14 protein-coding genes are annotated in these 13,873 nt (G+C 65.7%); 10 read left to right on the top strand and 4 right to left on the bottom strand.

Annotated features, from left to right (window positions below; genetic code table 11):
• Positions 1–109: 109 nt before the first annotated feature.
• Both AC07VS_RS26815 and AC07VS_RS26810 read right to left on the bottom strand, forming a co-directional pair.
• Positions 110–937 (bottom strand): fumarylacetoacetate hydrolase family protein, encoded by an 828-nt coding sequence (locus AC07VS_RS26815; protein ID WP_494752491.1) that lies wholly within the window; start codon positions 935–937, stop codon positions 110–112.
• On the bottom strand, positions 934–1,632 hold the full coding sequence (locus AC07VS_RS26810; protein WP_494752490.1) for a fumarylacetoacetate hydrolase family protein: 699 nt from the start codon (positions 1,630–1,632) through the stop codon (positions 934–936). The genes AC07VS_RS26815 and AC07VS_RS26810 overlap by 4 nt, the downstream gene beginning before the upstream one ends.
• Before the next feature lie 105 nt (positions 1,633–1,737).
• Between AC07VS_RS26810 and hpaR the strand changes: the two genes are divergently transcribed.
• Entirely contained in the window at positions 1,738–2,211 is a 474-nt protein-coding gene (hpaR, locus tag AC07VS_RS26805) for a homoprotocatechuate degradation operon regulator HpaR (RefSeq protein ID WP_492350038.1), read from the top strand.
• Between the two features lie 22 nt (positions 2,212–2,233).
• On the opposite strand, the gene AC07VS_RS26800 is transcribed toward hpaR, so the two are convergent.
• On the bottom strand, positions 2,234–3,271 hold the full coding sequence (locus AC07VS_RS26800; protein WP_494752489.1) for an alpha/beta fold hydrolase: 1,038 nt from the start codon (positions 3,269–3,271) through the stop codon (positions 2,234–2,236).
• 241 nt (positions 3,272–3,512) lie between these two features.
• On the opposite strand from AC07VS_RS26800, the gene AC07VS_RS26795 reads away from it, so the two are divergent.
• From AC07VS_RS26795 to AC07VS_RS26755, 9 genes are all read left to right on the top strand, one after another.
• Positions 3,513–4,838: a type II toxin-antitoxin system HipA family toxin gene (locus AC07VS_RS26795; protein WP_494752488.1), complete on the top strand. Its 1,326-nt coding sequence runs from the start codon at positions 3,513–3,515 to the stop codon at positions 4,836–4,838.
• A 6-nt stretch (positions 4,839–4,844) separates the two neighbouring features.
• Positions 4,845–5,228, top strand: a complete 384-nt coding sequence (locus tag AC07VS_RS26790) for a helix-turn-helix domain-containing protein (protein ID WP_494659053.1) — start codon at positions 4,845–4,847, stop codon at positions 5,226–5,228.
• Between the two features lie 353 nt (positions 5,229–5,581).
• Entirely contained in the window at positions 5,582–5,935 is a 354-nt protein-coding gene (locus AC07VS_RS26785) for a HigA family addiction module antitoxin (RefSeq protein ID WP_494752487.1), read from the top strand.
• A 263-nt stretch (positions 5,936–6,198) separates the two neighbouring features.
• Positions 6,199–7,146: a LysR family transcriptional regulator gene (locus AC07VS_RS26780; RefSeq protein WP_494659051.1), complete on the top strand. Its 948-nt coding sequence runs from the start codon at positions 6,199–6,201 to the stop codon at positions 7,144–7,146.
• A 241-nt stretch (positions 7,147–7,387) separates the two neighbouring features.
• A complete protein-coding gene (xapA, locus tag AC07VS_RS26775) occupies positions 7,388–8,221 on the top strand; it encodes a xanthosine phosphorylase (protein WP_494659050.1) in 834 nt (277 codons plus the stop codon).
• Positions 8,222–8,287: 66 nt separating this feature from the next.
• Positions 8,288–9,067: a deoxyribose-phosphate aldolase gene (deoC, locus tag AC07VS_RS26770; RefSeq protein ID WP_494659049.1), complete on the top strand. Its 780-nt coding sequence runs from the start codon at positions 8,288–8,290 to the stop codon at positions 9,065–9,067.
• Between the two features lie 22 nt (positions 9,068–9,089).
• Entirely contained in the window at positions 9,090–10,337 is a 1,248-nt protein-coding gene (locus tag AC07VS_RS26765) for a phosphopentomutase (RefSeq protein ID WP_494752486.1), read from the top strand.
• Positions 10,338–10,416: 79 nt separating this feature from the next.
• Entirely contained in the window at positions 10,417–11,682 is a 1,266-nt protein-coding gene (locus AC07VS_RS26760; RefSeq protein WP_494752485.1) for a nucleoside permease, read from the top strand.
• 46 nt (positions 11,683–11,728) lie between these two features.
• On the top strand, positions 11,729–12,499 hold the full coding sequence (locus AC07VS_RS26755) for an outer membrane protein OmpK (protein WP_494752484.1): 771 nt from the start codon (positions 11,729–11,731) through the stop codon (positions 12,497–12,499).
• Positions 12,500–12,555: 56 nt separating this feature from the next.
• On the opposite strand, the gene AC07VS_RS26750 is transcribed toward AC07VS_RS26755, so the two are convergent.
• Entirely contained in the window at positions 12,556–13,869 is a 1,314-nt protein-coding gene (locus AC07VS_RS26750; protein ID WP_494752492.1) for a M20/M25/M40 family metallo-hydrolase, read from the bottom strand.
• Positions 13,870–13,873 lie beyond the last annotated feature (4 nt).

Genomic DNA, 13,873 nt, shown 5'->3' with positions numbered 1-13,873 from the left:
GGTGGCGGGGTTGATGGTTTCGAAGTAGTCGCGGCCGGCGACGCTCTGGCCGTTGATCAGGTGCTGGATCTGTTGCATGGGTGTCTTTCCTTGGATGGGTTCAGGCGGCTCAGGCTGCGGCTGTAGCGGTTGGGGCGGTTGGGGCGAAGGCGGCATCGCCGACCAGGGTGTTGACCAGGCGGCCAATGCCGTCGATCTCGGTCACCACCTCGTCGCCGGCTTTCACGTTGACCACGCCTTCGGGCGTGCCGGTCAGGATCACGTCGCCGGCCTGCAAGGTCATGAAGCTGCTCAGGTACTCGATCAGCTCGGGCACGTTGTGGACCAGGTCGCGGGTGTGGCCCTGCTGCGTGAGCTGGCCGTTGACGGTGGTGCGCAGTGCCAGCTGATGCGGGTCGGGCACGGCGGCGGCGTCGACCAGCCAGGGGCCGAGCACGGTGGCGCCGTCGCGGTTCTTCACGCGCAGGTTGGGGCGGTACCAGTTCTCCAGGTAGTCGCGGATCGCGTAGTCGTTGCACACGGTGTAGCCAGCCACATGGGCCAGGGCCTGCTCGCGCGAGACGCGGCGGGCGGTCTTGCCGATCACCACCGCCAGCTCACACTCGTAGTGCATGAACTGCACCGCATCGGGCCGGTAGGTCTGCCCGCGGTGGCCGATCACCGCGTTGGGGCCCTTGAGGAACACCAGGGGCTCGTCCTTGGTGGTGACGGTGAGCTCGCCCGACAGCTCGCGCAGGTGGTCGGCGTAGTTCAGGCCCAGCGCGATGATGGTGCCCACCTCGAAGGGGGGCAGCCACACCACCTGGTCCTCAGCCAGGACACGGCCATCGGCCAGGCGGATCTGTTGCTCGCCATGGGGCGTGGCGGTGTGGATGGCACCGGCATAGGCCACACGGGCTGTGTGGGTGGGGTGGGTGGGGTGGGGCGTGTGACTCATGCGGCGCTTTCTTGCTCGCGGACCAGGGGGGTGCTGAGGTGGCCGATGCCATCGATCTCGATGCGCACCGTCTGGCCGGCGCGGGCCAGGGGCGCGCCTTGCGAGCCGCCCAGCGTGAGGATGTCGCCCGGCATCAGGGTCATGAAGGCGCTGACATCGGCGATCAACTGCGCCACTCCCCGAAAGCGGTCGCCGGTGCTGCTGACCTGCACCAACTGCCCGTCGATCAGCACCCGCAGCTCCAGCGCGTCGGGCAGTGGCACCTGGGCGGCCGGCACGACGTGTTCGCCCAGCGGGCAGAAGCCGTCACGGGCCTTCAGCCGCACCGAGGGCCGGTAGAACTGGCTGTGGGGCAGGCTGATGTCGTTCACCACCAGGTAGCCGGCCACATGACTCAGGGCGGCCTCCGGGGCAACGCGGGTGCATTGGTGCCCGATCACGATGCCCAGTTGGGCGCTGATTTCGACCTGGCCTGGTTCGTCGGGCACGGCCACAGGCTGGCCGCTGCGGGCCAGGGTGTTGCGCGGCTTCACAAACAGCACGGGGGCCTTGGGGGCCGCTTTGTAAGGCGCCTGCTCAATGGCTTCGCCGAGGGCGTACAGGGCCGGGCGGTGGTTCATCAGGACGCCATACACCGTGCCGGTGAGGCGGAACGGCGCAACATCCAGGGAGGGGATTGGGAGGGTGTGGTGCATGTTATTCACTAATATGTGAGCAAGTATATTGCTAACATCTTAGTGAAGTAAACAGGCTTCGAGCTGCTTTGTTGATGCGGGTCAGATTTCAGGGATGATCAGGGGATGGACAAGAACGCTGCCAAGGTGATCCACCACCGCAACCTGCCGCTGCTGCTGTTGCAGTCTCGCGAGGCCGTGCTGGCCCGCTTCCGCCCCTTGCTGAACCAGCAGGGCGTGACCGAGCAACAGTGGCGGGTGATCCGGGCCCTCGATGAATTCGGCCCCATGGAGCCGCGTCAGATCGGCAGCATGTGCTGCATCTCCAGCCCCAGCATGGCCGGCATCCTGGCGCGCATGGATGACCTGGGCCTGATCTCACGCCAGCGCATGGAGCAGGACCAGCGCCGGGTGATGGTGGCCGTTACGGCCAAGGGCTGCGACACGGTGGCCGCGCTGGCGCCGCTGATCGAGGCCTGCTACAAGGACATCGAGGGTGTCATTGGCGCCGACTTCACCCACCTGCTCTACGACATGCTCGACGCGCTGACCAGCCGCCTCAACGAGGGGCGCGAGGGTGGGATGGGCGAGGGGGATTGAGCCAGGGTCTGTCCAGTGGACTTCAATCCAGCGGGGGCGCGGTCTTCAGCACATCGGCCACCGCGGCCTTCCACAAGGCCGCCTGGGCGAGGGTTCCGTGCCCACCCGTGCTGGGCGATCCGGGCACGATGTGCTGCGCCCCGTGACGGACCCGCTGCAGCTCGCGCTCCAGCACGCCCAGATCGGGCGGGTTGCGCTCGTCGTCGGCTGAGTTGATGGCCAGCACCCGGGCCCGGATGCGCTCCAGCCCGGCAGAGGGGTCGTAGTCGCCCGAGGCCTCCCACTGGTAGAGGTGGTCATTGGCATCGCCCTTGAATGGGGCTTGCAAACGCTGGTTGAGCAACTGGTCGGCCTTCTCGCGGGTGGGCGCCTGCCGGTACAGCGCCTGGTTGCCGCCGTTGGTGGCCAGGTTGAAGTACACCGAGGCAAAGCGCAGGCTGGGCGGCTGCTCGCTGTAGTCGCCGTTCTGCCAGGCCGGGTCGTTGCGGATCGAGTCGATCACCAGCCGCCGCAGCATCCAGTTGCGCCCCGCCATCGGCACTGGCAGCGCGGCCATGGGCACCGCGATGTCCATGAAATCGGGGTATTGCTGGGCCCACAGCCAGGTGTGCATGCCGCCCATCGAATACCCCAGCACCATGCGCAGGTGGCGTATGCCCAGGTGCTCGGTCACCAGCCGGTACTGGGCCCGCACCATGTCTTCGTAGTTGTAATGTGGAAAGCGCGTGCGCAAGCCCTGCGACGGCCGCGACGACTCGCCCGTGCCGATGCCATCGGGCAGGATGATGAAGTAGCGGCTGGCATCCAGCGGCTGGCCCGGCCCGAACAGCTCGCCGCCAAAGCCGGGCGTGAGCAGGCCCTTGCCCGAGCCCAGCGTGCCGTGCAGCACCAGCACGGCGGGTTTGTCGGGCGAGCCCAGGGTGGTGTAGTGCAGGCTCAGCTCCGGCAGCGTGCTGCCGTCATGGAAGCGGAAATCCTGCACCCGCCAATCCCCCTCACGAGGCGGCGGCAGATCGGCTGCATGCGTTGGGGATGAAAGCGTGACAGCAGAGAGGACCATGGCAGCGAGCAGGTGGACGAAACGAAAGAACCTCTTCCGACAGCCCCTGAGCAAGGTGTGCAGGGGAACGTGGGGGCGGGGCGTGGTGTGCATGCGTTTCAATCTACTGCAAAGGCTGCGTTCTGCATCGGGGCCTCAGGGTTTGTCTGGGGCTGATGGCGCCTGCTGATTCAAATAAGGTCACTTATAGTGGCCTAAATAGCTTTGATACGCCTTTAAATAGACCACTTTGGTGGTACAAATGAATATGACCGCCGAAACCATGATCCAGATCCATCGCCACGGCGAGTGGATTGACGCCGCCAAGCTGGTGCAGTTGGGCCCTGGGCGTTGTCGACTGGAGTATGAGCAGACCTATATTTTTTCGAGTGACCCTTGGCCGCTGTCATTGAATCTGCCGGTGCAGTTCAACGACATGAGTTTCACGCAGCCCACAGGGGGGGCGCTCGATGCGCCGCAATTTGACTTGCCACCTTTTCTCTTCGATCTGGTGCCGCAAGGGCGTGGCCGGCACCTGCTCGCTCGCGAACTGCACTTGCCCGATGTCGAAGGGGTGGAGTTGCCGCTGTTGATGGCTGGCGCCTTCAACCCGATTGGTTGCCTGCGCTTGAGTTCGGCCCTGGGCTTTTACCAAGGTTACGTTGATCGCCACACCGGTGGGCGCGACTGGCGCGTTGGCGTCGAAATGACCGAGATCGTGAGCCACTCCGAGGCATTTCTGGAGCAACTTTCGTTGCACGCGCTGTTGGCCAGCGGTACCACAGGCGCTCAAGGGGCGGCGCCCAAATTCCTGCTGAGTCGGGACAGGGGCGGTCTCTGGTACCCGGATATGGCGCTCGACGATGACTTGGCTGCAGAGCACTGGCTCCTGAAGCTCCCTCGCGGGCGCAAGGATGAGGATCGTCTGGTTCTGCGCAACGAGGCGGCTTACCTGCGCGTGGCCAAAGCCTGCGGCATTCGCGTGCATGCCGAACCCGAGTTGCTCAACGAGATGCTGTTCGTACGCCGCTTTGACCGGCAAGTGGATGAACATGGCCAACTGCATCGGCTGCACCAGGAAAGCCTGGCATCGCTGGCCCAACTGAAAGGTTTTGCACCGGCGACCTCGCACAATGAGTTGCTGGATGCCCTGCGTCGCCACGTTCATGAACCACTGACGGAAGCCATTGAGTACCTCCAGCGTGATGCCCTGAACCAGGCATTGCGCAACACGGACAACCATGCGCGCAACACGGCCGTGCAGCGGCTCATCGACGGCCGTGTGCAGCTCACCCCTCTCTTTGACTTTGCGCCCATGTACAAGGACCCGGAAATGATCCCTCGCGCCGTGCACTGGCTGGATCCGAATGGCCGGCGTGTGGACGATTGGTCCACGATCCTGCACGCCATCGACTGGGATTCAGGTGAGCACGATATCGTCGCGCGCGCACTGCATGACTTCGCTGCCACAGTCGCGGACCTGCCCGAGACCATGCGCGATGTCGGCGTCGAGGCGGCGGTGATCGAGGATTGCCGTGGCGCCATCGATCGGGTGGCGAAAAGCCTGGGTCGTCTCTTGCCGGGCTGAAAGAACATGGACCAGCGCATCAAGCACCAGAACCCCGAACGCGACGCCGAACTGCGCCGCACGCTGTTCGAGGGCGTGATGAAGAATCAGCTCTCGCTGGGTGAAGCCGTCAAGCTCATGCAAAAGGTCAGCCGCCTCACGCAAGCCGAGTTTGCCGCCCACCGGGGCGTGAGCACACGTGTGCTCAAGGAGATCATGGCCGGCAGTGCCAACCCGACTGTGGAGACGCTGAACAAGATCGCCAGCATCTTCGGCCTGGAAGTGGGTTTTGTCGCCAAGCGGCCTGTCGTTGAGCCGAGCCAACAAAGCCGCCGGATCATTCCGCCCGATCAAGCGCCAGGCGCTGCATCGGCGAAGCCGGCTTCAAGCTCCAGCCGGCCGCCGGCGTGAAGTGCGGCTTCATGGGCGACCTCGGGTGAGAGGCGTTGCATGGTCGCTTCACAGCCGTTTCATCGGCTGCCGATCGGCGGGGTGCATCAGCCAGGCGCCTCGCCTTCGTTCAGTCCGGGCCGCCCAGGCTGCCCGATGTCGCCACCTGCTCGCCGGCCAGCCCGGTGGTGCACTTCAATGCAGGCACGCATCGGCTGGTGGCGCTCGCCTGAGGCAATGGGCCGCAGTGCCCTGGCTGATCTGCGGCGCAACCGGGCGGTTCAGTACCTGAACAGGGGGCCACAGGTCCGCCGAAGATGATTTGGACCTTTGAATATGGAGATCGTGGACCACCATTGAAACGGAGAATCACCATGGTCAAAAATGGCATGCGTCCCATCCACCCGGGCGAGATCTTGAGGGAGGAATACCTCAAGCCGCTGGGCATCAGGGTGCATGCCTTGGCCAAGGCCTTGAAGGTGCCTCCCTCCAGGATCAGGGACATCGTGCTGGAGCGTCGCGGGGTCAGCCCAGACAGTGCGCTGCGTCTGGCGCGCTATTTCGGTGGTGATGCCCCATCCTGGCTCAACCTGCAACAGGCCTACGACCTCAAGGTGGCCGAGGCAGCCCTTGCAACGGTGCTTGAGCAGGAAATTCAGCCCTATTCAGCGGCGGCCGCGGCCGCCATGGCGCCTCAGGGTGATGAGGATCTTGCCTGGGCCACTTGATGTGGGCTTGTCTTGCGTCGCTCGGGCCGCTCAGGGCCGGGTCTAGTCGGTCGATGCGGCCCAGGCCTGCGTCCTGGCTGGCGTGTGAGTACAGCGCCGCCTGTAGCCGCATCGGGGCCTCAGGGTGGGTCTGGGGATGGACTGCCCTCGGCGTGTGCTGACATGCGGCGCATCAGGGCGGCTCAGTACCGCACAGCGGGCCATCAGACCGGCGGCCAATGGGGGATGCTTGAAAGCATGTGTCCCCGTCAGCCCATCTGCCCATGAACCCACGCGAACCGCACCTTGTTGCCACCGACCGGATCAGCCCGCGTCTGCTGCACTATTTTCTGGCCGTGGCTGAGGAGTTGAGTTTCAGCCAGGCCGCGCAGCGGTTGCACATGTCGCAACCACCGCTGAGCCAGCACATCAAAGAGCTGGAGGCCCAACTGGGCACCCAGCTGTTCCAGCGCAGCACACGCCGGGTCGAACTCACTGAGGCCGGCGCCGTGCTGCTGCGCGAGATGCGCCAGGTCCATCAGCACACCCAGCGCTCGCTGCAGCAGGTCAGCCAGATCGGCCGTGGCCTGAGTGGGCAGGTGCGCATCGGCCTGGTTGGCAGTGCCGTCTGGGGTGAGTTGTTGCCTGCATTGCGGCGTTTGGGCGCGGATTGCCCCGAACTGCGGTGGTGCTTCGAGGAGCTCACCCCTCAGCAGCAGGTTGAGGCCCTGCTGCAACATCGCATCGATCTTGGCCTTTGGCGTGAGGCCCCCAGCGCTGGCTTGCCACCAAGCCTGGAGAGTCGCCTGATTCAGACCGAGGCCCTGCGCGTGGCCCTGCCCGGCAGGCACAGGTTGCTCAAGGCCTGTCGCGGGGCACTGCCCTTGCAGACCTTGAGCGAGGAACCCTTCATCTGGGTCTCGTCGGGCCCGCATGGCCTGGGCAGCTATCTGGCACGGTCGCTGCCGGTTCGCGGGCTTGCGCCCCGTGCCGGGCACCGGGTGCAGGAGCCCCAGACCGCGCTGGCCCTGGTGGCTGCCGGCTACGGGGTCACCTTGCTGCCCGAGCGCTATGCCCGCATCGGCTGGCCTGGCGTGGGTTTCAGGCCTCTGCGCGAAGACCTGCGGGCCGATCTCTATGCGGTGTTCCACGCCCAGGCTTGCCTGCCGGCCGTGCACACCCTGCTCCAGTATTGGGCCCAGAGCCTGGACGATGTGGGCCCCGCTGACTGAGTAGTCCGCTGGTCTGGTGTATTGAACCGAAGCGCTCATCGCGGGCAGGCCCTTATACCGTCTGTTGGCGCATTGGTACCACTGGCGATCCCCCCAGGCCCGATTCAGCGCCTCCCGCTCTCAATCGCGGGGGCAAACAGTCTTGGATTCAGGGCGGCTGGCCTCCTAGGATGCCTCCAGTCCGCCGGGATCGCGAGTTGCACACCTCGGCGCCTTCTCGACCGTACCCAGGAGCCACTCCATGCCCAACCTCGACACGGCCCACGCTGCCGCCCAGCACTTGCAACACCATTTGCCTGCGTTCAAGCCGCGCGCGGGGCTGATTCTTGGCTCGGGCCTGGGCGACCTGGCCGATGCACTGCAAGAGGCCCAGGTCTTCCCTTACGCTGATCTGCCGGGCTTTCCGCGCAGCACCGTGGTTGGCCATGCTGGCGAGTTGGTGGCAGGTTGGCTCGATGGTCAAGCCGTGCTGTGCCTGAAGGGGCGTGGTCATTTTTACGAAGGCCGTGGCATGGCGGTGATGGCCAGTGCCGTGCGCACGCTGCGCCTGCTGGGCTGTGAGTTCCTGCTTGTCACCAATGCGGCCGGTTCGCTGCGCCCTGAAGTCGGTCCAGGCCGTCTGGTGGCCTTGAACGATCACATCAATTTCATGCCCGAGTCGCCCCTGGTCGGCCCGAACGACGAGCGCTTTGGCCCTCGTTTCTTCAGCCTCGCCAATGCCTACGACGCGGGGCTACGGCAACACCTGCACCGGGTGGCAGGGCGCCTGGACATCCCGCTGGCCGAGGGCGTGTTTGCTGCCTACACCGGACCCAATTTTGAGACGCCCGCCGAGATCCGCATGATGCGGCAGCTGGGCTGCGATGTGGTGGGCATGTCTGTCGTGCCCGAGGTCATCGCGGCCCGGCATTGTGGTCTCAAGGTGTTGGCGGTGTCGGCCATCACCAACCTGGCCGAAGGGCTCTCGGATACCCCGTTGTCGCATGAGCAGACGCTGCAGTGTGCGGCTTTGGCCGCGCGCGATTTCAAGCGCCTGATTCGTGGCTTTTTCGCCGATTTGCCCCCCCGTGCCTGAGCACCAAATCCTACCGCTCCCCTCCCTGGCCTCTCCTGGCTCCCCCCGAAGTTCATCCAGCCCACCATGACCCCCCTGCCATTGCACCCCGAGCTAGAAGCTCGCCGCCGCATCGTTTCGCTGATGGATCTGACCTCTCTCAACCCAGAGGACACCGACGCCAGCATCCAGGCCCTGTGCCAACGCGTCGACACCCCCTTGGGGTTGCCCGCAGCGGTCTGCATCGGGCCTGATCACGTCGGCATCGCGGTGCGCACCTTGAGCGACAAGGGCCTGCGCCCTGCGGTGCGCATCGCCACCGTGGCCAACTTTCCCGATGGCACCGGTAGCCCTGCCGAGGTGGTACCGGCGGTGCACGTTGCCCTGGAGGCCGGAGCCGATGAGATTGATCTGGTCCTGCCCTGGCGCCGCCTGATCGTCGGTGACCTGCGTGCCAGTGAAAGCCTGGTGAAGGCCTGTCGGGCCGCCTGCGAAGACCGGGTGCTCAAAGTCATTCTGGAAAGCGGCGAGTTGATGGGGCCCGGGCTGGTCCGCACTGCTGCGGCCATCGCCCTGGAGGCCGGGGCCGATTTCCTCAAGACTTCCACCGGCAAGGTGCCTGTCAACGCGACCCCGGAGGCCGCTCGCCTCATGCTGGTGGAGATCGCGGCGCGCAATCCGGCCTGTGGCTTCAAGGCCGCAGGCGGTCTGCGCAGCCAGGCCCAGGCCCAGGTCTATCTGGACCTGGCGGCTGAGTTGATGGGGCCGGGCTGGGTCGGTGCAAGTCACCTCCGACTGGGGGCGTCCGGCCTGCTTGACCAGTTGTTGTCCGGCCCCGGCCCTGCGTGCGCCGGCTCGTCCTATTGAAGCCCAGGAAAGGATACACACCATGAGCCGAGTCTTTGTCCTGGTGCTGGATTCTTTGGGCCTCGGGGGGGCACCTGACGCCGTGCAGTTCGGTGATGAGGGGAGCAACACCTTGCTTCACATTGCCCAGGCTTGCGCCGCAGGCCAGTGTGACGGTGCGCAACGACGTGGACCGTTGCAACTGCCTCAACTGGTTGGCCTGGGGCTCTCGCAGGCCCTGGCGCTGGCCTGCGGCCAGGGCCTGCCCGGTGACACCACGCCGCCTCACGGGGCCTGGGCTGCTGCCAATGAACTCAGCCGTGGCAAAGACACGCCTTCCGGGCACTGGGAGATGATGGGGGTGCCTGTGGAACAGGACTGGGGCTACTTTGTCCCCGATCCTGGGGGCTGTTGCTTTCCTCCGGCCCTGCTGCAGGCTGCTGGCCGCCCGCTGGGCATCCGTGGCTGGTTGGGCGACTGTCACGCTTCCGGTACCGAGATCATTGCCCGCCTGGGTCAGCAGCACCTTGAGAGCGGCTGGCCCATCGTCTATACCTCGGCCGACTCGGTGGTGCAGATCGCCTGCCATGAGAGCGCCTTCGGCCTGGATCGCCTGTACCGCCTGTGCGAGTCGATGCGGCGTGAAGCCGATGCCCTGCGCATCGGTCGTGTGATCGCCCGCCCCTTCACGGGTCATGATCCGGCCAGCTTCGAGCGCACGGACCATCGCCGCGACTACGCGATGCCACCTCCCGCCGCCACCTTGCTGGAGCGTCTCAGCGAGGCCGGCGGTCAGACCATTGCGGTGGGCAAGATCGCCGACATCTTTGCGCATCGGGGCATTGGCAAGGCAGTGCCCGCCTACGGCCATGAGGCTTTGATGCAGGCCACGCTCGATCAGGTGCGGCAAGCGCCGGAGGGCAGCCTGACGATGAGCAATTTTGTCGATTTCGACCAGCGCTTCGGCCATCGGCGCGATGTCGCTGGCTACGCCCAGGCGCTGGAGCATTTCGACGTCCTGCTGCCGGGCCTGTTGCAGGCTTTGCGGGTCGACGACCTGCTGTTGATCAGCGCCGACCATGGTTGCGACCCGAGCTGGCCGGGCTCCGACCACACCCGCGAAAGGGTGCCCTTGCTGGCCTGGGGCCCGCGGGTGCGGGCCGGCGCGCAGGGCCTGCGCGAGAGCTTCGCCGACCTCGGCCAGACCGCCGCGGCCTGGTTGGGTCAGCCTCCGCTGGCGCACGGCCGTGCCTTGGCACTGGGCCCAGGCCCGCGCTCAAGGTCGAACTGAGCTCTGAACGAGGCGCTCGTCTCAGCCGTCGTGCCCGAATCAACCCCGACCCCGCAGCCCTACACCCCTGGAGACGTTCATGGACATCCGCAGCCGCCTCAAGATCATGGCCTTTCTGCAGTATTTCATTTGGGGTAGCTGGGTGGTGACGCTGGGGGCCTACCTGATTCGAGAGCTGGGCTTCAACGGCTCGCAGGTCGGCAACATCTACAGCGCCAAGGGGTTGGCCGCCGTGGTCATGCCGGCCCTGCTGGGCTGGGTGGCCGATCGCTTCCTGCCCGTGCACAGGCTCTACGGTCTTTGTCACCTGCTCAGTGCCGGCACCTTGTTCCTGGCGGCTGATACCCGAGGGACCGATGCCCTGTTCCTGGTCATGCTGCTCAACATGATGGCTTACATGCCCACCATGGCTCTGTCCAATGCCCTGTGCTACCAATGCCTCACGCAGGCCGGATTGGATCGGGTGCGCTGGTTTCCACCCGTACGGGTGTTCGGTACGCTGGGTTTCATGGCCGGCATGTGGTGTATCAGCCTCTTGCAGTTCGAGCTCAGTGCCATGCAGTTGCGCGTGGCGGGCGGTGCCTCCTTGCTGCTGGCGGTGTACTCGATGACGCTGCCTGCCTTGGCTCGCCCCTCTCCCACTGTGCAGGCACAGGCGGGAGCCGAGGGGCATCGGCCCGGCTGGCTTTGGCTTTGGCGGCAGCCCGGCATGGCGGTGTTCTTTGGTTTTGCGGTGCTGCTGGGTGCGGTGCTTCAGATCACCAATACCTTTGGCAGCCCTTTTCTGCATGATTTCGCGAGCCAGGCTGCCTTCCGTGACAGTCTGGTGGTGCGATACCCGGCGATGCTGCTGTCGGTGTCCCAGATGTCCGAACTGCTATTCATCCTGACCATTCCGTGGTTTCTGCGCCGCTTCGGCATCAAGACGGTCATGTTGGTCAGCATGCTGGCCTGGACCCTGCGTTTCGGCTTTTTTGCCCTCGGTGACCCCAGCGCCTGGGGCATGGTGTTCCTGCTGCTGTCCATGCTGGTCTATGGCTGTGCCTTTGACTTCTTCAATATCTCGGGTTCGCTGTTCGTTGAGCAGTCCTGCCCGCCTGAGATGCGTGCCGGTGCCCAGGGCCTGTTCATGACCCTGGTCAACGGCATCGGGGCTTTTGCCGGAGCTCAGATCAGCGGTTGGGTGGTCGATCGCTTTAGCTACGACGGGGCACGCAACTGGCCTGCCATCTGGCTTGTATTCGCGGTTTACACGCTGGTGCTGGCCATCGTTTTCGCCGCGGTGTTCCGTCCGCCTCCGCCCCCTGCGGCCCAGAAGCCGGCAGGGCCTGGTCCTGCGCACTGACACCGGGCCGAAAGGTCGCCCTTCTACCTCACGCTGGAGATCCACCATGCCCCTTGTTTCTTGGATGACCTTTCGCCGCCTCCTGGCCCTTGGCACTTTGGGGTTCGTTGGCCCGAGCATCTGGTTGGCCGCAGGACCGGCGCGGGCCGAACCCGCCACCGGCTTTGCCAACCTCAGCTTCAATCAGTTCAGCTGGCAGCGCGTGCCGGGCCGTCCACGCAGTGATTTTGTCTACCTGGAGGCCGAGGGCGGGCGCCGCTTCTCAGACAGCGAGTTGTATGGCTTTGCCGATCTTGAACACACCGACCGGCCCGTCAACCCCAGCTCGGTGTTTCTCAAAGGCCAGTGGCGTCAGTCGCTGGCGCCTGGGGGTGACCTCGACGCGCTGACCCTTTTCACGCAGGCCAAGTACGCCTCCAATGCGCGCTGGCACGAGTCCAGTCTGGTGCTGGGCCTGGGCTACAAGCTGTCCTTCGGGCGGGCGCGTTTCACGCCCTTTGTCGGCCCGCTCTACAGCGAAGTGAGGGCCGGCCACTCGGGGTGGAACGGCTATCAGGTGGGCTGGGCCCTGGTGACACCGTTTGAGTTGGCCGGCCAGTCGCTGACCCTGGCCAACTGGAACGAGTTCGATGGTGCGCGGCATGCCCGCTATCGCCCCCCCGGTGCCGGCGTCTCCAGCCTCAACGGGGCCCTGAGTCTGTCCTGGAAGCTTTCTGGCCCCTGGGCGGCGTCACTCAAGCTGCGCTATGCCCGGGACACGCTGGGTGCGGCGGGCTGGACCACCGGCTGGATTGTCAGCCTGCGCCACGACTTCTGAGGCGAAGCCCTCACCGCAGGCCTGGTGAGCGCCGACCTCGGCGCACGAACATGGCCTCAGCGTGCCGTCGGCACCCGGGTCAAGCGATAAATCAGCAACGCCGCCCGAATGGCCCCGCGTTCGATTGACGCGATCTCCAGGTCTTCGTCATCGGTGTGGGCGCCACGGCCCTGGGCGCCCAGGCCGTCCAGCCCCACGGTGTAGGGGGCTACGAACTGCACGTCGCCGGCCCCGCGCAGGGCCGGGTCCAGCAGCTCGATGCGGCCCAGGCCGGCGTCCTGGCTGGCTTGCGAGTACTGCGCTGCCAACTGGTGGCCCGCCTCGGTGGGGGGCATGGGCGGGTAGCTTTCGGTGAAGCGGATGGTGGCCGAGGTGCCCGGCAGGTTGCCGCTGTTCACGATGGCCTGCATCTTCTGGCGGGCGCGTTCGCCCTGCTCGGGCGACAGGTAGCGCAGGTCGCCCAGTACCTCGGTATCACGGGCAATGATGTTGGACTTGCCGAAGGCGCTGGCGGTGGCCGTGTCTTCGGCATAGGCGATTTGGGTGCCGCCAAACACCAGGCCGGGGTTGAAGGTCAGGCTGGGTTCGATCACCTGCTCGCGGAAGGTGTTCAGGATGCGTGCCGTCTCGTACACCGCGCCATAGCCCGAGGCATCGGAGAACACCCCCATCGAATGGCCCGGCTTGCCTTTCACCTTCAGCACCCAACTGCCCGAGGAGCGGCGGGCGATGCTGGCCGTGTCCACCCCCTGGTGTTTGCTGCTGCCTTCAAAAGACAAGGCGTAGTCGGCGCGCCGGCCCAGCGCCACCATGTCGGCGCGTGCGGTCTCGAGCGGCCTGCCGGCTCGCTCTTCGTCGCCGGTGAACATGAGGTCGATGTTGGCCTGCTCCAGCACCCCCACGCTCTTGAGGGCGCGCAGGGCTTCGATCATGATCACGTCGCCGCCCTTCATGTCGTTCACGCCCTGGCCCCGCACGCGGTCGCCCTGGCGCTCCCACAGCGGCACCGAGCTGCCTTTTTCAAACACCGTGTCCAGGTGGCCCAGCAACAGCACGCGCTTGCCGCTGCCGCCCTCTTGTGTGGCCGTCAGGTGGCCGGCACGTTTCATGGCGGGCGGCATGTCGATCCAGCGTGTCTTCAGGCCCAGGCCCTCCAACTCGGCCCGGAACAGGTCGCCCACGGCACGCACGCCCTCGGGGTTGAGCGTGCCGCTGTTGATGCGCACTGACTTTTCAAGCAAGGCCAGCGCTGCGGGCGTGCGCAGTTGCACGGCCTTGACGATGGCCTGCTCGGTGTCCGAAAGCTGGGCCTGGGCTGTGCCGGCCAGTGCCAGCAAGGCGGCGCAGGCGGTCAGGCGGCGGGAGAACATCAGG

Source organism: Curvibacter sp. GW821-FHT01G03 (genome assembly GCF_059422285.1).
This window is presented reverse-complemented; position numbering and strand designations above follow the sequence as displayed.

Excerpts from the sequence above, each read along its gene's own strand:
- AC07VS_RS26815 (WP_494752491.1), bottom strand. The coding sequence starts at position 937 with ATGAGTCACACGCCCCACCCCACCCACCCCACCCACACAGCCCGTGTG.
- AC07VS_RS26810 (WP_494752490.1), bottom strand. The coding sequence starts at position 1,632 with ATGCACCACACCCTCCCAATCCCCTCCCTGGATGTTGCGCCGTTCCGC.
- hpaR (WP_492350038.1), top strand. The coding sequence starts at position 1,738 with ATGGACAAGAACGCTGCCAAGGTGATCCACCACCGCAACCTGCCGCTG.
- AC07VS_RS26800 (WP_494752489.1), bottom strand. The coding sequence starts at position 3,271 with ATGGTCCTCTCTGCTGTCACGCTTTCATCCCCAACGCATGCAGCCGAT.
- AC07VS_RS26795 (WP_494752488.1), top strand. The coding sequence starts at position 3,513 with ATGAATATGACCGCCGAAACCATGATCCAGATCCATCGCCACGGCGAG.
- AC07VS_RS26790 (WP_494659053.1), top strand. The coding sequence starts at position 4,845 with ATGGACCAGCGCATCAAGCACCAGAACCCCGAACGCGACGCCGAACTG.
- AC07VS_RS26785 (WP_494752487.1), top strand. The coding sequence starts at position 5,582 with ATGGTCAAAAATGGCATGCGTCCCATCCACCCGGGCGAGATCTTGAGG.
- AC07VS_RS26780 (WP_494659051.1), top strand. The coding sequence starts at position 6,199 with ATGAACCCACGCGAACCGCACCTTGTTGCCACCGACCGGATCAGCCCG.
- xapA (WP_494659050.1), top strand. The coding sequence starts at position 7,388 with ATGCCCAACCTCGACACGGCCCACGCTGCCGCCCAGCACTTGCAACAC.
- deoC (WP_494659049.1), top strand. The coding sequence starts at position 8,288 with ATGACCCCCCTGCCATTGCACCCCGAGCTAGAAGCTCGCCGCCGCATC.
- AC07VS_RS26765 (WP_494752486.1), top strand. The coding sequence starts at position 9,090 with ATGAGCCGAGTCTTTGTCCTGGTGCTGGATTCTTTGGGCCTCGGGGGG.
- AC07VS_RS26760 (WP_494752485.1), top strand. The coding sequence starts at position 10,417 with ATGGACATCCGCAGCCGCCTCAAGATCATGGCCTTTCTGCAGTATTTC.
- AC07VS_RS26755 (WP_494752484.1), top strand. The coding sequence starts at position 11,729 with ATGCCCCTTGTTTCTTGGATGACCTTTCGCCGCCTCCTGGCCCTTGGC.
- AC07VS_RS26750 (WP_494752492.1), bottom strand. The coding sequence starts at position 13,869 with ATGTTCTCCCGCCGCCTGACCGCCTGCGCCGCCTTGCTGGCACTGGCC.